This is a genomic window from Arthrobacter sp. B2060, from assembly GCF_059090445.1.
Window position 1 is genome coordinate 33,583 of record NZ_JBNHFR010000012.1, and the last position, 20,860, is coordinate 54,442.

Genomic DNA, 20,860 nt, shown 5'->3' on the forward strand with positions numbered 1-20,860 from the left:
GATCCCGCGGTTCGATACGGTCCATCGCGTGCTAACGGTACGGAGCGTAGTGGAGGTTCTGAGTGCGCCGGGTGCGCACGCCGTCGCTATGCGGTCCGCTGACGACGTCACCTTCAGGGGTTAGAATTTGTGAAAAGCGACGTGTGCTGTGAACAATGCCGCCCCGAACGAGTAACTGCTCGATCACTTTCCACCCTTCAGCGACGCCGTCGGACTTGTAATCACCCCCGAAAGTCCACCAGCCCAGGTGGTCACTGTCAATGACGAGGAGGTAACCGCTGATGATGTGGACCTTGAGCGGCATTGCCCCGGAACGCCATGGCCGCACTGTTAGGCTCCGGTCAAACTCAGGCTGATCCGTTGCCACATCCACCTCACCATCGCTGCCCACCAGTGCTCTAAGTCGGGCCGCGAAAATATCCCCGGCACTGGGGGCCAGCAAGAACCTTTCCTGATAACTCTCGAGCACAGCAATCGCCTCATCAAGATCGGAGTCCCAGTCAAACTCCCACCGCCGAGCGTAAACAAACGGATAGGAGCCAGGTGAGATCGCGACCACGAGCCACTGCTCAGCGATCACCGACAGGTCGCCGACCCGGAAGCTGGGTAGTCGATGTGTATCCGGGGCGATCAATTCCTCCGTAACGGCATCACCGAAGAGTTGCCGTGCCCGGAGCATCAGGCTATTGAATGCTGCAAGGTGGGCATCAGGAATGGGAGGCACACGCCCATTCTTACCTACGCCCTGAGTATCTGCATCGGAGCGCTCTCCTCGTTCGCCACTGTGCATGTAAGCCGATCGGCTTACGTGCAGCATGGGTCCTTCGACTATGCCGGCTTCCCGTCACGATGAGCCATGTCTAGAGACCGTCCTGTTGATTAGACTCCCGACATCACAGGAAGCAGGTTACATATGCGCGAACCAGACTTGGAACCAACACCCAGGAGCCGGCTGGAACGGGCATACGACGCCTTCGGTTCCTTGCCGCTGGTCGTCTTGGCCGGCGTCCTCTTCGTTCCTTTGCAGTCCGTCTTGGGCTGGTGGCCTACTTTGGTCGTCGTTGTTGCGACTGGCATTGTCCTAATCACTGTCATCGAGCTCATTGTCATTGCTCCCCTGCGCAAGAAGCGAGCAGTTCGGGACGCGGAAAGATGCCTTTTCGAATGTGCCCACCGCGAGCCCGGATCGGGACTTCGGGGTAGATGGGCCCGAGGTTATGCAAAAGCACAGCCAAACCGACTGATTTTCCAGCTGGGCGCAAGCGAAAACGGACCTCTCGCCGGGCCACTGGAAATCTACTCATTTCCCACGGTCATCGGAGAGCCTGCTAAGGCCCCCTGGACTGTTTTTCCCGGAGGACGCGTGATGACAATCAGATCAGACAACACCACACTCCAACTGGCCGCCAGCCAAGCAAGCCTAGAACTCCTCAATGAACGGTGTCTCTCAAATCCAACACCCGATCCCTAAGCAATTGGCGCAGGACCGTAAGTAGCGTCCCGTAGAGGATCCAGCCGAGGAACACCGAGCGGCGTCAGCAGCTGGGAACAGCCCGGCCGCCGTCCGTCTCTGGTCGTGGAGCTTAAGCAGAGCGGCCCTTAGGCTGAGCACCTGGAACGACCGTCCGACGCGCAGCAGGCCATCCTCCAGCAAATTGTTGAGCATGCCGGGAATCTCGCATCCGTGCTGAAGGCGCACTTCGCTAGGTGCAAAACTGTGCCTATGGAGGGCTGCGGGGAGTGCTTCGAGATTGAGGTTACGGGAGACGTTCAGCGCCTTCCCGAAAGTACTGAACGCCCGCTTGGCTTTGGCGTCCGCGAAGGTACCGGCGCCCTCTCCGTACTCATCTGGCATGAAGAGGGGCTGGTCAACGGGTTGGAGGTCAACTCGTACATTCATCCGCATGCTGCCCTGACCGATCTCGTGATCGTGGACTAAACGTTTTCTCCCAATTAGGGGCGGAAGATCCTGCACGAACCTAATAGGAACCTCTACCGGTACCATTTGTTCCTGACAAGCTTCTGGATTCTTTGTCTGGCTCCAGAGGGAGAATAAGATCAAGCTTGGTATCCAAAGCCCTGAAGGGTGTTTCGTCTTTTCGACCGCAAGGAGATGGACTGGGCTACTTTAGTGCTCAAGCATGTTCTCTAATTGCCGGAGGATCAGATGTCTAAAGCAACGGTGGTTGGTTTAGGCTGGCTCGCTTGCGGATTTGCCATGCTTTTATTGGGGCGCCTCCTACAGGGGTGGGCAGCCCGATCATATCTGCGGAGCCACCCTGATGGGGACGTTCACCGATACTTGCGTCGAAAGTTGCTCTATAAAAATTTGTTGGCCGGTTTCACGATAGTCGGAGGAGCAGCCGTGCTGATCTATGACTTTTTCTGGGGAGCAGGGACAGCAACGTGACTCTCGAGACCTTGGTACATGGCGGAGTGGTCGTCGTTTTCGGTGTGTTGATTATCCTGGCTCGAAACCGGTTTGCCCGTTCGATGATGGAGCAGTTGCGTGGTTTCAGAAAGGATATTACTTCTGAGGGTTTGAGGCGCTTCTGCGCAATAGGTTTGGCCATGTTCGGAGCGCTTGTCATCGTCATAGGTGTTTCTATCGCTATAGGCGCGCCGATCATCCGATAAGGAACAACCTGGCGGCGTCCCGTCAGGGCCCAGTCGCGAAGTCGTCCCGTTAGCCGGTGGCCGGCCCGGGCGCTTCGTCTCTTCGGGGAACGCCTTCCGGAACACGTCGTGTCACCTGTCTTAGTCTCGGACCTGCTCCGCTGTAACGTCCCGGCTCGGGGTCCTAAGCCTGTACTCCCTTCGGCGCTTGCAGAGTGCAAGCCCGCGCGGGTGCTTCAGGAAGCTCATGCTCGATTTCATATTCACATTCGCTGCATACCGATGGCCCATCGCCGTTGGGTAGGTGCTCCCGCCAGTCATGGCCGCATTCTGAGCAATCCCCATACCAAGGGTTTTTTCTCTTCCGAGCCCACATCGTCCTAGTATTTCAGCCCAGCCAAGGAGAGGCCTCACCACCGTTCCAGGAACGCGAACCGGGACAGGTATGCGTTCCCGGGGCACTACTGCCGACAGGTAAGTGAATCGGCGCGCTGAGAGAAGGGCTATCTGGTCCGGTCGGTGGCCCGTCGTCGCTTCCGCTCGGTCAAGAACAGAGCGCCCAGAGCTAGGAGCAGAACAACAGGCATCGCGAACGTCAGTGGCCGGAGGAGATCTGGAAAGGAAGCCGCAAGTATCCCTAAGGCGAGAATGATGGCTGCCGCAGGCAACAAAAAAGCGGCTCGCAGCTTCATGTTCATGCCATTCCGATTAGCCATGCTGGCCCTTTCCCTGACGTGCCGAGCGTACTAGCAGAACTTCTAGCAGTACATGGCACTTACAGCGATACAACGTGCACGGCCAATGGCATTCCGGCTATGACCAGAGGCCGAACCTCCACTGGGCCGGTCGACGCGATCAAGGACGTCTCTCAGCGAGGACCGACCGCGAGGGACCCGTAATTGGCTGCTCCTATCGCCGGATGATTCATCCTCGACCTGGGTTGCGGATACCTGCGCGCGGTCGTGTCTTGCCCAGAATGGTCATCAGCGCTCGGACAAATAGGCAAATAGCGATGAGTAGTAATACAAAGTAGCCAGCTAGACGCAATGTTGGCGCACCGGAAGCTGCTTCCATCAAAGCCAATGTCAGAAAGAGTAAGATGCCCACTCCTGCCCAAACGAGCGACACTCGAGGGTATTCGAGCGGTTTCATGGGGTCCGCCTTCAAATCGTTGCCGGTCAGATCGCCGGCAGTGGACTCATTCTGTGCCTCAAGGTCGCAGCGGGCAAGACAATAAACTGACCTGCTGGCTAGTTCACAAACGAACCTTCAAGGGGCAGATATTAGGTGGCCCCGTCGGTAGGGTGACTGCATGGAGGTATCGCCGCGATTCCGTTCACCGCGATGGTGGCCTTCGGCCGTCGCTATCCTGCTCGTGATGATCGTGAACGTTTCGTTTCTAGGATTACAGCGAGGCGAGTGCTTCGATTACACAATCGAGTCCGGCGCAGTGAGCACCTGCACTAGCGGCCCAGCGCTCGGCATAGCCGGCACGTGGACCTTGGCAATCGTGAGCATGGCCGCCATCGTCTACTTCACGCGGCGCCTCGTGCATGTAGCGAGAGCCAGCAAGGACTAAACCTTGAACGGACAGACGCGTCGAAATAGCCCAGTCTTAGATCAAAGCCGAACGATGCCGGCTAAGCCTGGCCGCTTCGGCTGCGCGATGCTTGTCCAAATAGGAAAATAATGACCGCCCCGATAATGGCGAGAACCGCAATAGTCACTAGCGCGACGGTTCCCATCGTCCCTCCTGTGACCGCTACGCCGGCCCCGCACAAGGCAGCAATGTAGATAAACCCGGCCACGACGTGTTTGGACAGACCTGGAGCGATGGCTTCGCGCCCAGGCATCAGTGAGGGCGGTTTGCTGGAAGTCATTTCGACAGGCCCTGTGGGTGCGGATTCTGATTCTGCCGGCCTTCGCCAGATCACGTATATCCAGGCGGCCGAAAGCAGCGCCAGAAGGATCAGCAGCATAGCTCCACCGCTCTGGAAAAGTAGCTGCGAGACTCCGACACACGAGACTACTGCAGCGAAGATCCCGATGATCAGGAGGTCCTTTCTCGCAATCACGCCTCCATCCCGGTGCCAACGGAGGACCTTTGGGTCTGCATTTTCGGCTCCCAGTGTCGCTAAGGAATGTTGGCGAAATTACTTGCCATCATCACAGCATGCAACCTCTGATCTGGCGATACCACCACCGGTGTCGACAGCTATGTCATGAGCAGGAGAGTCCAGCCATAATTGGCCGATGGGGAACCCTTCACGGCACAGTTCGCTAGGTCTAGTCCATTGCTTCCCTTCGGGAACGTCAAACGGGCGGAAGAGTGCCCCTCAGGATCAAGGAGAAAGCCACACTCCGTGACCGGCAACTTTTGAGAGCCGTCTTCCACAATAATCCGTCGCCGGGCGCTGAGTTCAGCTCGATGCTCCTCTGGCGGTTGCGGCTCAGAGCCAAGGGAGGATCGCGGCCAACAAGAGGCTGATCAGCACAAGCACCGTTAGGCTCGTCAGGACGATGCGCTTGCGCCCGGTAACTTCGTTTCCCTCGCGGTCGAAGAACCATATTCCCCTGCCGGGAGGATAGGTGGTCGGAGCCCGACGCTTCGCTGCTACATACACGAATATGCCGATCCCCGTCAGGCACACTATCGGAAGAATCCTGGTTAGCCACTCAGCGATTTCATGGGTCATTTGTGGCGGTCCTTTGTCCAATGCCGGGGTGCTAGCGACGGGGACGGAGAGAGAGAGTGCTTCCCCGTCCTCACATGGAACGGCCTGAGAAAACCTGTGTCAACAGGTGACCGCATCCATATGTCCAAGGCCGGCCGTCAGCCGAACCCTTTGCGGGCCGGCAGCGAGCATCTGGAACACTGTGACTCATGACGCAGGTGGTGACAAGTTGATTCGAATCCGTTATCTGTACGAAGAATGCGATTACAGTCCCCTGCCCGAATGGATCATCGATGACGAGGACAAGCGAATTTTCACCGGTGACCATTTCGGGCGAGACGGGGATGCTTGGGCCACGGTAGTCACAGTCCACCTGGTTAATGAGAACCGACTGATGCGGGCGTTACTTGGACGATGGAAACAGTTCCACTACTCCATTTGGTTCCCGCTAGCCGACTTGCTGCAGCTGCGGGTCTGCTCTCCTACCTTTGAGGAGACCGATCAGCGGTTTCTGCTCAATGGAAAGCATCTGGCATTGATTCAGAATGAGTTTGATATGAGGCTCGTTGATGAATATTGCAAGAAGAGGGTCCGGGAATGCGCTCATTTGAGACGGCGAGCACTGATCGCTGCGCTGAAAAAGAGCTTCTATGTCTTTGACCCCGATGAGGACTGAACAGCCGGCCGTGGCGGCTGCCCCGTGAGGAACGTTCTGTGGGGCTCCCGTTTCACCTTCTGCCACGTTCCGACTCCTTCTTCTGGTCTAGAAGAAGGAGCCTCGCGGCCGAAAAGCAAGTCAGTGCGATGCCAAGTACAACGAAGAAGATGTTAAGACCGGTCCAGCCTTCCCTATCCAAGCGCAGCAGCGGTGGCAGGACGACACATATCCCAATTATGAGCAAGCACCAGTTCAGACTCTGGGGTCCATAGCGCGAAGATGGCGTTGTACTCATGGCTTCAAAATAGTTCAGGGAAAGCAAAATCACATCACTTCGGAGATCATGAAAAGACCATGCCCATGGCCATTAGTACGCCGAGGACAACGAGGATTCCTCCCCAGACAAGGGAAGCAACACTGATCCACTTCAATACGAGGCGTTCTCTGTCTCTTAAGGGGGCGAATGTGTGGACAAACGAAAACAAGAACTTAGAAGAGCCATGGCCGAATAGAATGAATCCAGCTCCAACAAGGATAAGGACAAGCGCTCCAATGACCCTCAATTTCTAGCGACCTCCAAAAGACCCATATATCAGGAATCCAAGTCCAAGAATTATCTGAAGGGACCCCAACGTGCGAATCCAGATAATGGTTCGGCGCCTGAATGGCTCCTGGTTAGCGGATGGTTTGCTGTACGAGCGACTGCGGGCGGCAGCCCTTGAAAGTGGAGCGGAAACGGCCCAGAAAACGAGACCTAAAACAATGGCAAACAGACCAAAGACAAATACGCCCGGCACTACAACCCCCTAATTGAGCTTGTAATGGCGGTGACTGGCCTATATTCTGCGTACCTTCGCGGTATTCCCGCTGGCAGTTTCTGCAGAGGTTCGTCGGGATCTTCGGGGAGGCTCATGTGGTCATCCTAAGCACACCCATTTCGCGTTGGTCGGATTACCGGGAGCCGAACCTTCTACGGTGCCCCGCCCAGCTCCTGGCGGTTCAGGTCGGCGGAGGATGATCTTCGTCAGATACCATCCGGATATTCAACCAAGGCTGGATAGGGGTTTTAGGGGCATGTTCGCGGAAGTAAAGCAGTTCCAGTGGACCGACATTGAGGACGACACAGCCACTCCTGACTTCCCGACTCTCTTGGAGATGTACGTAACGTCGCCTGGGCAGACTGCAGTACTGAGGTACGAGATAGCCGTGACGACGATAGAGGAACTGACGCAGCGGATGAACTTCCAGCCCTGCATAGCCGGGCACGGGCAGGTGGTTGTCGCCAAGTTCGACCGACACAGTATCGAGTCTTTTCTTCGGTCTGCGGTTGCTCAGGTATCGGCTGAGTCATGGGAGGAACTTGACCTTGCACTAGGACGATTCGGACGATCTGAGTTCAACATGACGGATGCGTATTGGTCACCCGATCCGTGGGAAGTTCCTGCACCATAAACCAGGAAGTCACGAACGACTCTTTCCGGGAACGTCAAATGGGACGTTGATCCACCTTCTACATCCTGGCTCTGCTTTCGGACGCGATACTGACTCGTTCTTAGCCTGAGTGTGCTTCATTCGAAGCGTGTAGTTGCAATCGCCGTGTTGCTTCGGATGAGACTGAATGTGGCGGCCACGGCTCCCAGAGCCAGAAGCAGACTGAGTCCCAGTGCCATGAAGTAATCAGGCGCCGGCCAGGTGACTTTATAGGAGTCGTCGATGCTGGTGACCATCAGCCAGGCAATGAAGAACCCGAGTCCGATCGAGAGGAACAGCACTGTCAGAAGGGGAACCGCTGCCTCACGCAGGATAATCCGTCTCAAGACAGCCACCGGCATCCCCATCAACCGCATCAGGCCCAGTACTCTCTTCCGGTCCAGGATGGCGGAGGCAGTAGCAACGGCCAGGGACACCCCAGCGATGGCGATGGCAACAAACATGCCCAGGTATGCGAGTACTGCCAAGCCGTAAACGAGACGGGTACTGCTCTGCAGCTCGTTATCCAGTCGCGAGGAAGAAGGCTGGGCGGTGACGGCTGAGCTGTTCAGGACAGTACGGGCGCGGTCCATGGCTTCGGCCGTCCCGTCGGTTCCAACTACCATGACGACCGGTACAAGGTCCTCCAGGTCGTCGCCGGGGGCCGGTTTCAGTGGCACGGGCTGGGTCGTCCAGAAGTAGAGGAAGGATGAGTCGAAGGTGACTAGACCGGTTTCCGGGATGTCATCGAAGCCCAGGCCGGCGGCGTCGCTTGCACGAATGTAGATTTCAGGGACGGCACCTTGGCGAAAGCTGTTTTCTGCGTAGCCAATGACCGCGCTCTCGATTCCAGGCCGTCCGACCGCGTGCTGTGCGACGTCCATTACCTGAGCTGAGGAATGTCCATCACCCAACGTTGCGTGGAGACTTGTCGGCTGCAGGAGCCCCGGCCGGGCTTCAGGAACCTGGGTTGTTTCGATGATGCTCGATGCTCCGGCGAAGACAGAGACCACGAACACCGCAATGACCAGACCCGACACGGAGCGAAAGGTCGCAACTGGCGTCTTGGCGATCCGACTGGCAGCAATAACCGCCGACGCACTCCGGGCACCGCGCAGCCCTGTCCGGCTCACCAGCAAAGTCAGCCACGGTCCGATGACCACGATGCCGGCGAGGACCAGCGCAAAACCCCCGACGAGGAGCAATGATTCAAGCCAAGGGATCCGCACTTGGAGGATCCGGATGAGGACTGTTGCCGTAATCATAGCGGCCAGTCCGGCCAGCAACGGAATGATTCGCCACATCGATGGCACCTTTTCGTGCACAGCCCGCGTCACTCCAAGTGGGCCAATGCCTGCCCTGGAAGTGCGGTACGCGGCGACCGCGGCGGAGGCCGTCACGGTCAACCCGACAACTGCTAACGGACCCACCCAACCCGTGGTCAGATCCTCCTGGAACAGTCTGGTTCCGTTGACCGGTACCTGCGCCGCGAGCGGCCTCAGCAACGTGGCCAGCACAACGCCCAGGAGGGCACCGATAAGGCTGGGAACGGCGGTTTCAATCGCGGCAATGCGTGAGATCACCTGCGGCGATGCGCCGATCAGCCGAAGCGTCGCGAAGCGTTCTCTCCGCTGGGCGGCACCGAGTCCGGTAACGATGCTGATCAGCAGCAGAACGGGGAAGAACACCGCGATGGCACCAATGGTGATCACCGTGATGTACGAGTTTGCATTGCCACCGTAGGGATTCGATGTGAAGCCCGGGACCAGGACGGCCATCCCGCCCTGCCGGAGTTCGGCTTCGGTTGCACCGGTGATAACAACCAGGGAATCCGGACCCGGCAGGGCCGAGTCGTCGATGATGCCGGCGAATCGCCCGAACCGGTCTCCCAGCTGGTCCCGGGGTGTTGACTCGATCAGGCACTGCAGGGCCGGCGACGCGTAGTACTCCCCCGCAGCCGGAGGTGCGGGTATACCGGGAATCTTGACAGTGGTCGAGCTGAGCGCTGCGAAGTCGCGGCGGTTGATCAGGTGATCACGGAAGATTTCGATGGGGTTCGATCTCATGAGCACGTTCTCAGTGGTCAGAGGTTCCGGTGTTGGCTGCCCCGCAGAGCTGGGGTCGTATGCCACCGGGCCACGCTGGGATGAGCTGCCGTCCTCGCGCAGCCAGGCGCCGCGGTCATCACGTGCAGTCAGTCCATTGGCGCCGCCCCACAGCAGCAATAAGAGGCATACTCCGACGGCGACCCCGCCAACGATGCCGGCGAGCCGGCCGTAGGAGGACCGGCTTCCGACGATTGCCAGTTTCAGCAACCCGGGATTCATGCTGACACCCTGTAGCCGGCGCCGATCGCGCCGTCGCGCACCATGACTTCCCGGTCTGCATAGGCCGCAGTGCGGGCATCGTGGGTAATCATCACCACCGTGGTGCCCGTCTCGCGGACAAGCTCGAGCATCAGAGTCAGCACGTTCTCTGAAGCAAGAGAATCCAGGGAACCCGTGGGCTCATCCGCGAACAGCACCGCAGGAGACGTCACAAGCGCGCGGGCAACAGCGACGCGCTGGGCCTGCCCGCCCGAGAGTTCCCCCGGCAACTTCCTGCCCATGCCGTCAAGTCCGAGACGGTCCAGCAGATCGGTTGACCGGCGCAATGCCTCCGCGCGTTTGGTCCCGGCCAGCAGCAGCGGGAGGCTGACGTTATCGGCGGCGCTGAGTTCGGGCAGCAACTGGCCGAACTGGAAGACGAAACCGAAATCGGTCAGCCGCAGCCTGGCCCGTTTCGGCTCCCCAAGGGTTTCAATCTTCATCTCAGAACGCCCGGCGGGCCTGTAGGTCACAGAACCGCTGTCCGGGACGAGCACACCCGCGAGGCAATGCAGCAGCGTTGACTTGCCTGATCCGGAGGGGCCCATTACGGCAAGCACTTCGCCTGCCTGCACGTCGAGATCGATACCGCGCAGCGCCTCGGTCTGTCCGAAGGAGTGATGCACTCCGCTGGCACTGAGAATGGGCGCAGTGGTGTCCTTGATATTCATGTGCTCTGGAGATCCTTCTTGAGTTGGGTCAGGCGGGCGCTGGTGAGGTCGATCCACCGCAGATCAGCTTCAATATGGAAAAGGCCGTGGTCGCACATAAGGACCTGCAGCACATCGGAGTCCGCCTTCAGCCGCGTCAGTTCACGCATGCGGGCCATGTGTTCGCTGCGCTGGACGTCGAGCAGCCGGTCGGCATCATCGTCAAGAAGCAATGCGATCACCGTTTTGGCAAAGAGGTTGCTTTGCAGGGACTCCGAGGGGACATCCGGCGTGAAGAGCCATTCCCGGACCCTGTTCTGGCCGGCGGTGGTGATCTCGTACTTTTTGCGGTCCGGGCCATCGCCGGTTTCCTCGCCAAGTGCCCGGATCAATTCATCGCGGACCATCCGTGCGAGGGTGGAATAGACCTGCCCGAACGCCAGGGCCTTGGCGGCGCCGAAGTAGCGGTCATACGAATGCTTAAGGTCATAACCATAGCTGGGCTCCCGGCTCAGGAGCCCCAGCAAAGCGAGAGAATTGTTCACACCCACATCTATACACTGAGTTTATAGCTTTCCGCCACCTCACCCGCATACCGGTTGCCACTCAGCACTTCGTCCGGAGGAGGCCTGACTGCAGCCCGACCGACAGTAGGGTCGCCTCGAAATACTAGGGTTTCGAGGAGCAGAAGTTTCGAGACATCGAATTGGGCTAGGAGAAGGAATCGGCCGCCCTCAGACCGAACCTATAACGGTCAGATACTGGTTCTCGACCACATGGTCTCCTTTCCATTCCGACCGGAGAGATTTCGTAGACCGGATGCTCGATTGAACGTAGTTTCATTGGTATAGGGCGACGTGGAACGAGGCCAAAGCCATGAGCATCCGAAACGTGGAAGCCACCAGAAAAGGGCGAAGAATGGCTCTGATCATCGTCCTCGCCTCTGTTCTTACGGCTCTGCTTGTAGGTGCAGTCGTAGTCATCCAAAAGGCAGGCCAAGGCCCTGATGAGAATGCTGAAATTGTAACGCCGGTAATCACTCCCAGGGAGGGAGAGAACAGAGAGTGGACCACTGAGCGCATGAGAAGCGCGTCTCCCGCGCCCATGCCGGGGTGGCCCTAAGGCTCCGAAGGGTCGATGCTGTCCGGTCGACTGATTGAGTGAAGCCAGCAGTGCCGTGGGAGCAGCGCCGTGAGATGCGAGGGTGACCTCAATGCAGCGGCGGGTTTGGGGAACCCTGCACGGCACAGTTCGCTAGGTCTAGTCCATTGCTTCCCTTCGGGAACCTTTAGCGGACACCGCGCGGAGATTGCGGATGATGCAGGTCGGGGGGTGCCTTACCGCGTCCAGTATTTGCGTGCGGATTAACCGTCGAGCGGGGCAACACCGCCGAATTCCACTTTGACCGGGCACCCAGCTGCCTTTGAATACTTGCGCTCGAGGCTGGGGATGTCCGCTGTGGCCTTGACTGATTCATCCAGCGTGATGGTCAGGTGTGAACCGTCAGGCGATACCGACGTGATGTTCACAGCAGGGTCGGAGGCCCACAGCTCGCTGGCAAAATCGCTAAGTTTCCCAGGCGAACAGGCGGCTGGCTGGACTGAAATATCGACGCTTGGAAACCGGGCCAGCAGGTCCCGTAGCTTCGCGCTTACCTGGCCGTGCCAATGAACGATAATCCGGTTCCCCTCGATCACTTCGACTGAGGCGAACTGAGCATCCCCTGCCAGCTCCCCACTCAGCGTGCTGGCCGCATGAGAGATCGCTCCGTCCGCAGGCGCAGCTTCAGGACTGACCAGTGAGTCAGTAGGCGGTTGCGTAGGCGTCGGCTCCTGGCTGGGCGGCTGGGCAGCTTCACCGCCCGGACCCGCCTGCCCCATTCCGGCACAAGACGTAGCGAAAAGAGAGAGACCGAGCAGGACAACAGTTAGGCGCCTGATCAACTTTGAACCTCCACTTGGCGCAGCCACACCTCATGCTATTGATCGGTCCGGAATAGGGCTACCCCGCCGCGGCTGCTGCCATTTTGGGAACCTTGAACGAACACGGATGGAAGGGTTGAGGTGGGATCGGCAGGTCACCGGCCGCTGATGAACTCTCCGACTTTTGTTTCGCCCTCTTTGTCGTAGACCGGAATGGGCTTCCCCCGGTGGGCGTCGATCCAGGCCATCGCCTCTTCAGGGCTGCTGAATGTTTTTCCCTCGAGGTTGCCGCTGGCTTCTTTCAGATCGCTTTTGTAGACGTAGCCGGACTGTCCTGTGGTGGCCGCGACGGCGATGAGGTCCGGTTCGCCGCGTTCATTGATCACGCCATATGTTTCGCCTTTTGCGTTGCGGGCCCAGTCGGTGGTTTCGCCGTGAACGTACTTGGCTGTGAGCTTCCATCGTGTGTCCGGTTCCGTGACGATGGTGAAGTGTTCCATCCCAGCGGCATATTTCACGGTGTATATGGCATCGCTAGTTTCGCCGCCGACATCTTTTGGGGTGCAGTTGCTGGAGGCGCCGTCCGGATAGGTGAAACTGCCCGGGCTCAGGCAGGTGAGCTCCACCTGCACACCGGTTGTTCCTTCCGGCGCCGCCCCCAAGTCAATGGTCGCCTGGCCCGTGTATGTCCCCTGGACAGCGGACCCTAGCGGGGTCACCTTTTCGCCCCCTGGTAGTACGAGGATCCCTGCCGCAGCGCCACCGACGCCGCCGAGGACGGCCACACCGGCGACTATCCCCGCACCCCACAGCCGGGCACCACTTCGGGACTTAGCCCGGGCCGTCTGTTGCACGCGGGTGACCAGTTCTGCCTCCAGAGCATCACTGAACCGCTCATCGAAGTGCAGGCCATTCATCGCTGATTTCCTTCCATTGCTGGAACGTAGGGGTGCCCGATGGAGAGTTTCATCCGTTGACGGGCCCTATGCATGCGGGTTTTTGCTGCCGAGGGCGTGATCGCCAACAACTTGGCGGCCGAGGCCACGGTGTAACCCTCGAAGACCACGAGGCTGACAAGTTGCTGGTCGGTGAGGTTCAGCGATCGCAGGGCCTCAGACAGGTCCCTGTCCAAGGCATCCTGGGGACTGCCGACAAAGAATTCATCCATCACATCCGGTGCGTCCTCTGAACGCGGAAGAGATTCGAGGAGTTTTTGGTGTCGCCGGAGCGCGCGGCTGTTATTGCGGGCCACATTGACGGTGGTGACCAACAGCCAGGGCAGTATCGATCCGTCGACCAGCCGGACCTTGTCTCTTAGCCGCCAGAGCTCAAGGAACGCCGTGGCAGTAATGTCCTCGGCGGTGTGGTGGCCTACGGAGATGCGGTACGCGTGACGATGAACCCGGTCCCGGTGCCGGCGATACAGCACGGAGAAAGCGGCACCATCGCCGGCAAGGCTACGCGACCATAGCTCATCGTCCTCAGAATTTGACTGTCCCCATGCACTGTATTGTCCGGGAACACCCAAAAAGGTTTCACTAAACCAAAAAAGACCTTCTCCACGCGTCCCGGATACGAGCGGTCAACCTGATCCGGTTGGGGAACCCTCATATGGCAGTTCCGTTGGTATCTCCCGGTCGACTAGGGTGTCCTTGGACTTTCCGGGATTGGTTGAAGTGGCATCGGCATAGGAGTCGCGCTGATCATTTGATTCTTGGTCAGTGGAAGGAAGCTTGTGCCGCAACTGGATGCGGTCGGAGAGCCGGCGGCGGGGGCAATCGATTCTGTTGAATTGGTTGGAAGCTGTCGTGTCTCCTGGCACTTGTCGCGGATGAGACTGCCACTGACTTCCGGGGACGGCTCTGCGGATGGTAGGGGCGGCTCCTGCCACTCTTCTCCGGCCCCGTTACTGCCGACGCTTCCACAGGCACCGACAGAGAAAATCAGAACGCATGTGGCCGTGAACAGGCGGATCTCCCTTGTGCGTCTCATGCCATGATTGTCCCGATCCTCGGGCCACAAAAGTAGGGGCAAGGAATCAACCGCTGGCTTTAATCCGGTCAAACTCCTGTGCTGTGACTGCCAGCGGAAAGTGGCGTGTTCAATCGCAGCCTTACTGGTGTTTTCGCCGTCGCCGTTTGAGGAACCGCCACGTTGGTTTTGCCCCTTTTGTCTCAAGCTTGTCCTTCTTCTGACAAAACGCTTGTGGCGGTATACGCTTCGAGAAATCTCTCGGCGTAGGTGGGGGCTATGAAGAAGCTTTTTGCTTGCGTTCCTGCTGTTCTTTTCGCAGGACTCACGGTTGCCTCGTGCGGTTCTAGCACGGCGGCCCCGAACCCAAGGCAGACATCACCGACGTCATCCAGTGAATGCGCCCAATTCGTGTCTGAGGCCCCTTGCGGCAAATACACCAGCACCGCCGGGTCTGATGACGGCACACCAATCTCGTGGCTAACTGCAGGGGAGGTAACGGCACAACTGTCCAAACGCGATGGGGATACCTACCTGACGGTTGTGATGCCGTGTGGTCCCCTTGATGCCGTTGTGACTATCAGTGGCAGCACCATGCGCCTGACGGGGCAGCGGGCGCTTGGGGCTTCAGGCTGCATCGAGGGCCTCGGGGAGAGGCGGGACTGGGTCCTTGAATTCCTTGAGGGCGATGTGGGGCTGGGATACAGCAACAACACCTTGACCTGGACGAACGGCAAAGACTCGCTTTCTTTCGTCACCCGCTGAAGTTTCCAGCGGCTATGCCGGGCCAATTGCGGAACCTTGAGCGGAATCAGCGAATGCTGGAGCTGCGCAACAAGCGCCTGCGCTTCAGGCTCGACTTTCGTCTGCTGGATGCTGCCCAGCCGGCCGTACACCAGCGGTGTCCAAGTGGCGCATCACCAGGGCGGCTGAAACAAGGGCCGCCGAAAAGGGGATGCAAGCCACCGGGGCGAGCAAATAGATATGGGTCAAGGCGAAAAAGAAGCCGTTAGTGCCGTTGTAAGTGACGGTGCCGATAGTCTGCATGAACACATTTGAGAACAGCATGATGAGAATACCGACCAAGCCTACGGTGATTCCTGCTCGCAGTGTCCGCTTGTACATCGACGATGTTTCAGTTCTAGCCATCTTCTTCCCCCAACCCCGGGCCGCTGCTGCCGCCGTTAATTCACCTAAGCACGCGGCGGGATGACGTACAAGCAGTACGGCTCTTGCTCGCAGCACTGATACCTCTTAGGGGACGGGCTTTGTCCCTTCAGCTTCGGACTGGCCGCGAATGCTCCCATCTGGAATTTCCATGCAGTTTCTTCCCTGGTTGCATCCGGAGGGCTAGTGTCCCTCTTATGGCGGAGACGCGGGAGAACACGCATCTTCGACGACGGAGCCGAAATACTCTCGTCGTGGCAATCGGAGTGCCAGCCTTGGCAATACTGCTTTTCCTAGTCCCTTTTTCCGCACGGGAGCAAAGCCAGGAGATGGGGACGGTGTCAGAAGCGTGCGCAAGCACAGATCCCGCTGGCAAACCACTAACAGGAGATTGCTCCGACTCCGGCGTGCAGGTGCCTCCACCACGGAACCTTAAGTAGGGTCTATAGCCCGGTGGTACCAAATGAGCGTAAATTCGCCGCATGGGGACACAAGAACTCTGGATCGACATCGTCAGCTGGCTCGAAATCAACGCGCCCATGACTGCCAGAACCATCCGAACACCCGCACCGGAACCTCTAATTCGCTCACTTGAGCAAGCCGCGCCAAACGGTTGGCCCACTGATTTGTCGACCCTGTATCGGCTCTTCGATGGCACGGAACCGTCAACAGCGGGATACATCTTCCCTCGCTACCGGCCGCTTCCCCTAGGAGAAGCTGAGAAGACGCGACAAATGATGTTGGACATCTGGGCGCAAGTCGGGGCCGACATGAATGAAGAATTTGAACGGCAACAAAGGTCCCCGCTGCACCTAAACCTACGGGCGCTCGGTGAAGCCCACAGCAGGGTCCCTGCGCCAGAACCCCACAAACCCTACGACCCAGCAAAGGCTGAAGCTGATGAAGCAGGTACCCGCGCATGGATGTTTATCTCGCCATTCTTGCCCATTGCAGACAACAACGCCGGCGACTACCTGTTCGTCGATCTCAGATCAGGACGGCAGCACGGCTGCGTCAGCGAGTATTTCAAGGATGAGGCCGATTGGCGTCCGGCCATATGGCCATCCACTGAAGTGCTCCTGAGGGAAACGCTCACCAGCCTGCGCACCGGACAGCCAGTCTTCTCCTCACGACCCGTGGTGACTGATGGCAGTCTGCATTGGGAATTCCAGTTGCCGTAACGAGCATCGGGACGTTGGTAAGGCGAGTCGCGGCCAGCTGCGGTGCGATGCCCAGGGCCGGCGCCTCGCCCGCCCTAGACTATGTCCATGACAGACCCCTTGGACAAGCTCAGTCACCAAGTAGAACTTTCCGCAAAGCAGATCAAACGGCGCCTTGAAATTGGTGACCGTCTCGAAGTAGCACGAGAGATACACCACGATGGTGTTTTCCCGAATAAGGAGGCAGCATCACAAGCCGGCGAGGAACTTGCAGCTCTGGGTTACTCCACAGAAGTCGTCGAAGAAGATGACCTTTTCCTCTTGGAAGTCCAAAAAATCAGTCCGGTCGACTCTGATAGCGTGAACAGCTTCGTCCAGGAGGTGTCATCCATTATTGAGCGCCATGGCGGCGACTATGACGGATGGGGAGCTGAGGTAGTGGACGCGCCGCGAACAGCTGGTGCCCGGCTGCCCTCATGGCTCCAGCGTCTTTTTCCTCGCCGCTAAGACCTGAATATGTACGAGAGGCCATTCCGTCCTGCGTGCATTTGACGAACCTTTCATGGCACAGGCCGCTAGGTCTAGTCCATTTTCCCCTCGGGAACGGGTCGTGGGCATTCGAGTTGGATCTGTAACGGCTACGGTACTTGCTTCCCGTCGTAACCCAGGAGTCGCCCTATTCGTGCGAGCGAGACATACGGTGAATGCCATTCGATGGGCGTGCCACCCAACCACTCCTGTAGCTCCTCCAGGCTGTTGAAGCATGAGTCAGGGTCGTCGTCGCCGGGACCGGCATTATCCCTATAGACCAACCAGTAATCAGCCGAGTATGAAAAATCTGCTGGTTTGTACTCTCGGTTCAGCGCGGGGTCACCATAAACCTGGACTAATACGTCGCAGCCTACGTACGGGCCCTCGAGTACCCTGCCGGTGAACTCACGCCGGCCGGCGGTGATGGCCTCCCAGTTCGGTCCGTACCCATATTCTGGCTCGGGCAAGGATTCCAGCTCCTTCACTCGGGCTTTCCGAGCTCGCCACTGGGGATCAAGTTTGAGAGGGACGGTCCGCCATTTCCACATCTTCCTATCATGCCCTTCGGCATCGAGATGTGTGGCTCCCCACACATTCCTACGGCGTGAAATTCAGCCATTCATGGAACCATCAGCGGACGTTGCTAACTGCCAGAGAGCTTCGCGCTTCTGCCGGCGCTAGTTATCCAGTCTAGTTTCAGATCCTGAAGGCTTGACCCGCGATTCGAGGCGTGCGGATAGTTGGGCCTAACCAGGCTCGCCCTTTCCCGGATCTGGCTTGGCGTTCCGCCAAATCAATGTATATAAGAAGGCGAGGCCAAAAAGCAGCAGGGTCAGAACTATCCAGACAACGGAGAGTTCGTTATTCGTGATGTCAAAGGCTGTTTTCACCGCAGAGAGCAAACCCGCGCCCCACGCGAGAATGGCCATCCAGTGGGCGGCTCGGCGAGGAGAGACACCCAACGGGTTCTTCTTGCTTGTCATGGTTCACGGTACCGGCCCCAGGGCTAGGAAGACCATTGGGTAACGTAGACCGGTCAGTCTCTTACCGGGCCGTTCCTTCCGTTCGCGAGTGTCCTAGGAGCTAGGCGTGGGAAAGCTTGACGTGCCCCTTCATCGATGCCGCGTCGAGCACGTTAACCGCCGGGCGCGCTGACTGAAAAGGCAAACGCGGGTCAAAAAGAGAATTTTTTCATCTTCCACTCAGCGCCATTGGACAAGGGTACGTGTAGGTAGGTCCGCCCGAAGATGCGGCTTTTGCGCTCAGTGGCCTTCCTCCCACTCAGAATGAAGTCGACTATTTCACTGGCGGTCTCTCTTGCAAATTCAAAGTGTTCCTCTATGTCGCTACCGATCGTCGCACGTTCGATGAACCGTGAGTCATACACGATGTCAGGAGCTTCACCACCGAGCACGACGTCAAACGCTGGCGACTTTGGCCCTTGTAGTTTCATATGCACATGGTGTTTGCATAGATCCATTGCTCCGCGCACGCCCTCGGGTAAGTCGTCGATGATCCGCTGCACTTCTGACGCAATCTCAACTAGACCGGGGTATGGGTGCGTCTCATCACTTGTCATCCGCTGTGGTTCCTCCCCTCCCAACGGGTGTCTTCAATCTCATGCTGCTCATCGTACTGGCGAGAACTTGCGCCATAAGGGCACTTAGAGACCTCGCGACATGATGGGTATGGCCTTCGCGGAACCGTTGCCGGGACGAGTACAAGGCTAGGGGATGTCAGATGTCCGTATTTGGGCCCTGAGGCCGGCCGTTTAGTTTCTCGCGTTCGCGCTTCCACCTAATGCCACGGGGGAGAAATACGGCCGCTGTCAGGACAGCAATGACGGGAATAGACCAGAACCCCAATCTGCCGTCAGCGCTAATCATGCCCCCGACCAGGCCGACACCGACCGCGCACAGGATGTCGCCGATAATCCATCGCTTTCGGATGGCCGAATATTCCTGGTTGTCCATGCCCTGAGGCTAATCGACAGAGCTGCATTTGGCATCGGTTGAGGAACCCTATGCGCTACACCACTGGGTGAGCCGCATAGCTACAGTGGCCGGAGGGCCATAGCAGAAAGTTTTTTCGGGTTTCCTTTTGACAACTGGTGCTCATAATGCCGCGGCCCCTATCTTGTTACTACAAGGATCTTGGGAGGCTGACGCTTTGCCGAAAACGCCGGGAGTTATAACAAGGACAGGGATCCGCAGAGGTCATCTGGTTGCAGTCGCCGTCTATACACTGCTGGTGATTTTCGTAGGGGTGGCCATGAACCTGGGTGCCCTAACGACTTCCATCGTCGTGCTGTTGCCGATAGCCGTGATAGTCGTCGGACTGGTCTTGGCTTCCAAAGGATTTTCGACTGGCAGTGACAGGAGGTTTGAAACCACAGGGGCAACCACCACGGCCAAGTTTTCACTCTCGGCTACTCCGGATGCCGTCAAAGAGATCATCAAGGGCAACATCCGCCGTGACCGACGATTCCACCTGCTCGCTGAAGACCCCACAACGCTCCTGATAGAAGCTCGTGTTTCCGCATTCACCTGGGGCGAAAGGATCATCATCACCCTTCAAGGCACGGACGGCGGGACCCGAGTCGATGCTGAATGCCGTCACAAGCAGCGGACAGCGGTCATCGATTTCGGGCAGTCAAAACGCGACTTGCAAACAGTGCTGCAGGGACTCGACAGCACTTCAAGTTAGTGGTTCTTTCCGCCGCTGACGTGCTCTTCGAGGAACCCTCTATGGCACGCCGTCCTGTTGCCTCCCTCCCTCCGGAAAGGACTTTGAGGTTCTCGTCCTTGATGCATGCGATGAGAGAATTCGCGGATGAGAGTTCACGCCATTCGTCAGCTGGGGAGTTGCGGTCAGTGGTAGCTAGGTCAGACCCGAGAGCATGGCTGGCTCATTTCTTCGCCAGCTCGACCAGTGATGCGCCGCATCAGCTCGAATTGCGCTGGGATAGCAAGGACAGCGGCGAGGTTTTATGGGGTGGGAAATCGGTGTCCTCAGCCCGAATCGTAAACGGAGGCACGGATTCCACCGAAGGCCCCGGCGAATCCCTTCGGCTTTTCATCGAGACCGGAGAAGATTCGTTTGGCTTCGCAGTTGCACATGACGATGGCCTGGCAGCGCTGGACTGGACCCTGCACTGCTTGGCTGCGCGGCGGGAACCAGGGCATCCTGCGCTCTTAGAGTGTCTGAAGTACGGCCAGGAGAGGAAAGCTGACCATAGCCATCTTTGGCGTGGCCGCGTATTCGAAATGCTGGAGCTCTACGCCAGTGAGCTGGTATCGACACCGGGATGCCCGCTGAAGCTTGGTTCGGACGCGGGAGACGCCGTGAGCCTCACGTACCAACAGAACTATGTGAGGCTGTCGCCCGCGGAACACGACACAGCCGTCGTCGAATTCAAGGGCCAGATCGAGTTGTTCGAATTCCCGGTGTGGGTCCACGGCCTAGAGTCATGGGCGGATAGCTTTTTCACCCGGCTCCGCTCAGAGAGTCTGTTCTTGCTGCGCACCAAATTCCTCGGCTTGCCACTCCGGCGACAGTATCTCTTCGAAGGAGACCTACCCGCCCTCCCAGCGGGCTGGCCCTTACAGCAATCTTCTGAGGTCTTCCTTCCGGCGGCACAACCGGCCGCTTGAGCGGAACACGGGGACGAAACC

23 protein-coding genes are annotated in these 20,860 nt (G+C 58.3%); 10 read left to right on the forward strand and 13 right to left on the reverse strand.

Annotated elements, in window-relative coordinates:
* Nucleotides 1-31: 31 nt before the first annotated feature.
* Nucleotides 32-724 (reverse strand): hypothetical protein, encoded by a 693-nt coding sequence (locus AC5RUM_RS18270; RefSeq protein WP_494036277.1) that lies wholly within the window; start codon nucleotides 722-724, stop codon nucleotides 32-34.
* A 993-nt stretch (nucleotides 725-1,717) separates the two neighbouring features.
* Between AC5RUM_RS18270 and AC5RUM_RS18275 the strand changes: the two genes are divergently transcribed.
* Both AC5RUM_RS18275 and AC5RUM_RS18280 read left to right on the forward strand, forming a co-directional pair.
* Complete coding sequence (locus AC5RUM_RS18275) at nucleotides 1,718-1,939, forward strand: hypothetical protein (protein ID WP_494036278.1); 222 nt, start codon at nucleotides 1,718-1,720, stop codon at nucleotides 1,937-1,939.
* Between the two features lie 467 nt (nucleotides 1,940-2,406).
* Nucleotides 2,407-2,637, forward strand: coding sequence for a hypothetical protein (locus tag AC5RUM_RS18280; RefSeq protein WP_494036279.1), 231 nt, complete (start codon nucleotides 2,407-2,409; stop codon nucleotides 2,635-2,637).
* Nucleotides 2,638-3,540: 903 nt separating this feature from the next.
* Here the strand turns inward: AC5RUM_RS18280 and AC5RUM_RS18285 are convergent.
* Entirely contained in the window at nucleotides 3,541-3,768 is a 228-nt protein-coding gene (locus tag AC5RUM_RS18285; RefSeq protein WP_494036280.1) for a hypothetical protein, read from the reverse strand.
* Between the two features lie 298 nt (nucleotides 3,769-4,066).
* Between AC5RUM_RS18285 and AC5RUM_RS18290 the strand changes: the two genes are divergently transcribed.
* Nucleotides 4,067-4,195, forward strand: coding sequence for a hypothetical protein (locus AC5RUM_RS18290; RefSeq protein ID WP_494036281.1), 129 nt, complete (start codon nucleotides 4,067-4,069; stop codon nucleotides 4,193-4,195).
* A gap of 871 nt (nucleotides 4,196-5,066) precedes the next feature.
* Here AC5RUM_RS18290 and AC5RUM_RS18295 read toward each other — a convergent pair.
* Entirely contained in the window at nucleotides 5,067-5,312 is a 246-nt protein-coding gene (locus tag AC5RUM_RS18295; RefSeq protein ID WP_494036282.1) for a hypothetical protein, read from the reverse strand.
* Between the two features lie 181 nt (nucleotides 5,313-5,493).
* Between AC5RUM_RS18295 and AC5RUM_RS18300 the strand changes: the two genes are divergently transcribed.
* Together AC5RUM_RS18300 and AC5RUM_RS18305 are read left to right on the forward strand one after the other, a co-directional pair.
* Nucleotides 5,494-5,967: a hypothetical protein gene (locus tag AC5RUM_RS18300; RefSeq protein WP_494036283.1), complete on the forward strand. Its 474-nt coding sequence runs from the start codon at nucleotides 5,494-5,496 to the stop codon at nucleotides 5,965-5,967.
* A 996-nt stretch (nucleotides 5,968-6,963) separates the two neighbouring features.
* Entirely contained in the window at nucleotides 6,964-7,401 is a 438-nt protein-coding gene (locus tag AC5RUM_RS18305) for an Imm8 family immunity protein (protein WP_494036284.1), read from the forward strand.
* A 116-nt stretch (nucleotides 7,402-7,517) separates the two neighbouring features.
* On the opposite strand, the gene AC5RUM_RS18310 is transcribed toward AC5RUM_RS18305, so the two are convergent.
* From AC5RUM_RS18310 to AC5RUM_RS18335, 6 genes are all read right to left on the reverse strand, one after another.
* Nucleotides 7,518-9,746: an FtsX-like permease family protein gene (locus tag AC5RUM_RS18310; RefSeq protein WP_494036285.1), complete on the reverse strand. Its 2,229-nt coding sequence runs from the start codon at nucleotides 9,744-9,746 to the stop codon at nucleotides 7,518-7,520.
* Nucleotides 9,743-10,456 (reverse strand): ABC transporter ATP-binding protein, encoded by a 714-nt coding sequence (locus AC5RUM_RS18315; protein ID WP_494036286.1) that lies wholly within the window; start codon nucleotides 10,454-10,456, stop codon nucleotides 9,743-9,745. Before AC5RUM_RS18315 ends, AC5RUM_RS18310 begins: the two co-directional genes overlap by 4 nt.
* A complete protein-coding gene (locus AC5RUM_RS18320; RefSeq protein ID WP_494036287.1) occupies nucleotides 10,453-10,980 on the reverse strand; it encodes a PadR family transcriptional regulator in 528 nt (175 codons plus the stop codon). The genes AC5RUM_RS18315 and AC5RUM_RS18320 overlap by 4 nt, the downstream gene beginning before the upstream one ends.
* Nucleotides 10,981-11,799: 819 nt before the next feature.
* Entirely contained in the window at nucleotides 11,800-11,964 is a 165-nt protein-coding gene (locus tag AC5RUM_RS18325) for a hypothetical protein (RefSeq protein WP_494036288.1), read from the reverse strand.
* Nucleotides 11,965-12,512: 548 nt separating this feature from the next.
* Nucleotides 12,513-13,274: a hypothetical protein gene (locus AC5RUM_RS18330; RefSeq protein ID WP_494036289.1), complete on the reverse strand. Its 762-nt coding sequence runs from the start codon at nucleotides 13,272-13,274 to the stop codon at nucleotides 12,513-12,515.
* A complete protein-coding gene (locus tag AC5RUM_RS18335; protein ID WP_494036290.1) occupies nucleotides 13,271-13,786 on the reverse strand; it encodes an RNA polymerase sigma factor in 516 nt (171 codons plus the stop codon). Before AC5RUM_RS18335 ends, AC5RUM_RS18330 begins: the two co-directional genes overlap by 4 nt.
* 1,115 nt (nucleotides 13,787-14,901) lie before the next feature.
* Between AC5RUM_RS18335 and AC5RUM_RS18340 the strand changes: the two genes are divergently transcribed.
* On the forward strand, nucleotides 14,902-15,093 hold the full coding sequence (locus tag AC5RUM_RS18340) for a hypothetical protein (RefSeq protein ID WP_494036291.1): 192 nt from the start codon (nucleotides 14,902-14,904) through the stop codon (nucleotides 15,091-15,093).
* An 84-nt stretch (nucleotides 15,094-15,177) separates the two neighbouring features.
* Here the strand turns inward: AC5RUM_RS18340 and AC5RUM_RS18345 are convergent, their stop codons facing one another.
* A complete protein-coding gene (locus AC5RUM_RS18345; RefSeq protein ID WP_494036292.1) occupies nucleotides 15,178-15,477 on the reverse strand; it encodes a hypothetical protein in 300 nt (99 codons plus the stop codon).
* A gap of 500 nt (nucleotides 15,478-15,977) precedes the next feature.
* On the opposite strand from AC5RUM_RS18345, the gene AC5RUM_RS18350 reads away from it, so the two are divergent.
* Together AC5RUM_RS18350 and AC5RUM_RS18355 are read left to right on the forward strand one after the other, a co-directional pair.
* Nucleotides 15,978-16,676, forward strand: a complete 699-nt coding sequence (locus AC5RUM_RS18350; protein ID WP_494036293.1) for an SMI1/KNR4 family protein — start codon at nucleotides 15,978-15,980, stop codon at nucleotides 16,674-16,676.
* An 87-nt stretch (nucleotides 16,677-16,763) separates the two neighbouring features.
* Complete coding sequence (locus AC5RUM_RS18355; protein ID WP_494036294.1) at nucleotides 16,764-17,162, forward strand: ribonuclease E inhibitor RraB; 399 nt, start codon at nucleotides 16,764-16,766, stop codon at nucleotides 17,160-17,162.
* Nucleotides 17,163-17,932: 770 nt separating this feature from the next.
* Here the strand turns inward: AC5RUM_RS18355 and AC5RUM_RS18360 are convergent.
* From AC5RUM_RS18360 to AC5RUM_RS18370, 3 genes are all read right to left on the reverse strand, one after another.
* A complete protein-coding gene (locus AC5RUM_RS18360; protein WP_494036295.1) occupies nucleotides 17,933-18,169 on the reverse strand; it encodes a hypothetical protein in 237 nt (78 codons plus the stop codon).
* A 191-nt stretch (nucleotides 18,170-18,360) separates the two neighbouring features.
* Nucleotides 18,361-18,765, reverse strand: a complete 405-nt coding sequence (locus AC5RUM_RS18365; protein ID WP_494036296.1) for a hypothetical protein — start codon at nucleotides 18,763-18,765, stop codon at nucleotides 18,361-18,363.
* Between the two features lie 157 nt (nucleotides 18,766-18,922).
* The gene (locus AC5RUM_RS18370; RefSeq protein ID WP_494036297.1) at nucleotides 18,923-19,159 is read right to left on the reverse strand and encodes a hypothetical protein; all 237 of its coding nucleotides are present in this window, start codon (nucleotides 19,157-19,159) and stop codon (nucleotides 18,923-18,925) included.
* Between the two features lie 298 nt (nucleotides 19,160-19,457).
* On the opposite strand from AC5RUM_RS18370, the gene AC5RUM_RS18375 reads away from it, so the two are divergent.
* Both AC5RUM_RS18375 and AC5RUM_RS18380 read left to right on the forward strand, forming a co-directional pair.
* Complete coding sequence (locus tag AC5RUM_RS18375; protein ID WP_494036298.1) at nucleotides 19,458-19,892, forward strand: hypothetical protein; 435 nt, start codon at nucleotides 19,458-19,460, stop codon at nucleotides 19,890-19,892.
* A gap of 41 nt (nucleotides 19,893-19,933) precedes the next feature.
* Nucleotides 19,934-20,839: a hypothetical protein gene (locus tag AC5RUM_RS18380; RefSeq protein ID WP_494036299.1), complete on the forward strand. Its 906-nt coding sequence runs from the start codon at nucleotides 19,934-19,936 to the stop codon at nucleotides 20,837-20,839.
* Nucleotides 20,840-20,860 lie beyond the last annotated feature (21 nt).

Excerpts from the sequence above, each read along its gene's own strand:
- AC5RUM_RS18375 (WP_494036298.1), top strand. The coding sequence starts at position 19,458 with ATGAACCTGGGTGCCCTAACGACTTCCATCGTCGTGCTGTTGCCGATA.
- AC5RUM_RS18380 (WP_494036299.1), top strand. The coding sequence starts at position 19,934 with ATGGCACGCCGTCCTGTTGCCTCCCTCCCTCCGGAAAGGACTTTGAGG.
- AC5RUM_RS18345 (WP_494036292.1), bottom strand. The coding sequence starts at position 15,477 with ATGGCTAGAACTGAAACATCGTCGATGTACAAGCGGACACTGCGAGCA.
- AC5RUM_RS18315 (WP_494036286.1), bottom strand. The coding sequence starts at position 10,456 with ATGAATATCAAGGACACCACTGCGCCCATTCTCAGTGCCAGCGGAGTG.
- AC5RUM_RS18350 (WP_494036293.1), top strand. The coding sequence starts at position 15,978 with ATGGGGACACAAGAACTCTGGATCGACATCGTCAGCTGGCTCGAAATC.
- AC5RUM_RS18365 (WP_494036296.1), bottom strand. The coding sequence starts at position 18,765 with ATGACAAGTGATGAGACGCACCCATACCCCGGTCTAGTTGAGATTGCG.
- AC5RUM_RS18370 (WP_494036297.1), bottom strand. The coding sequence starts at position 19,159 with ATGGACAACCAGGAATATTCGGCCATCCGAAAGCGATGGATTATCGGC.
- AC5RUM_RS18355 (WP_494036294.1), top strand. The coding sequence starts at position 16,764 with ATGACAGACCCCTTGGACAAGCTCAGTCACCAAGTAGAACTTTCCGCA.
- AC5RUM_RS18330 (WP_494036289.1), bottom strand. The coding sequence starts at position 13,274 with ATGAATGGCCTGCACTTCGATGAGCGGTTCAGTGATGCTCTGGAGGCA.
- AC5RUM_RS18305 (WP_494036284.1), top strand. The coding sequence starts at position 6,964 with ATGATCTTCGTCAGATACCATCCGGATATTCAACCAAGGCTGGATAGG.
- AC5RUM_RS18310 (WP_494036285.1), bottom strand. The coding sequence starts at position 9,746 with ATGAATCCCGGGTTGCTGAAACTGGCAATCGTCGGAAGCCGGTCCTCC.
- AC5RUM_RS18295 (WP_494036282.1), bottom strand. The coding sequence starts at position 5,312 with ATGACCCATGAAATCGCTGAGTGGCTAACCAGGATTCTTCCGATAGTG.
- AC5RUM_RS18360 (WP_494036295.1), bottom strand. The coding sequence starts at position 18,169 with ATGACAAGCAAGAAGAACCCGTTGGGTGTCTCTCCTCGCCGAGCCGCC.
- AC5RUM_RS18285 (WP_494036280.1), bottom strand. The coding sequence starts at position 3,768 with ATGAAACCGCTCGAATACCCTCGAGTGTCGCTCGTTTGGGCAGGAGTG.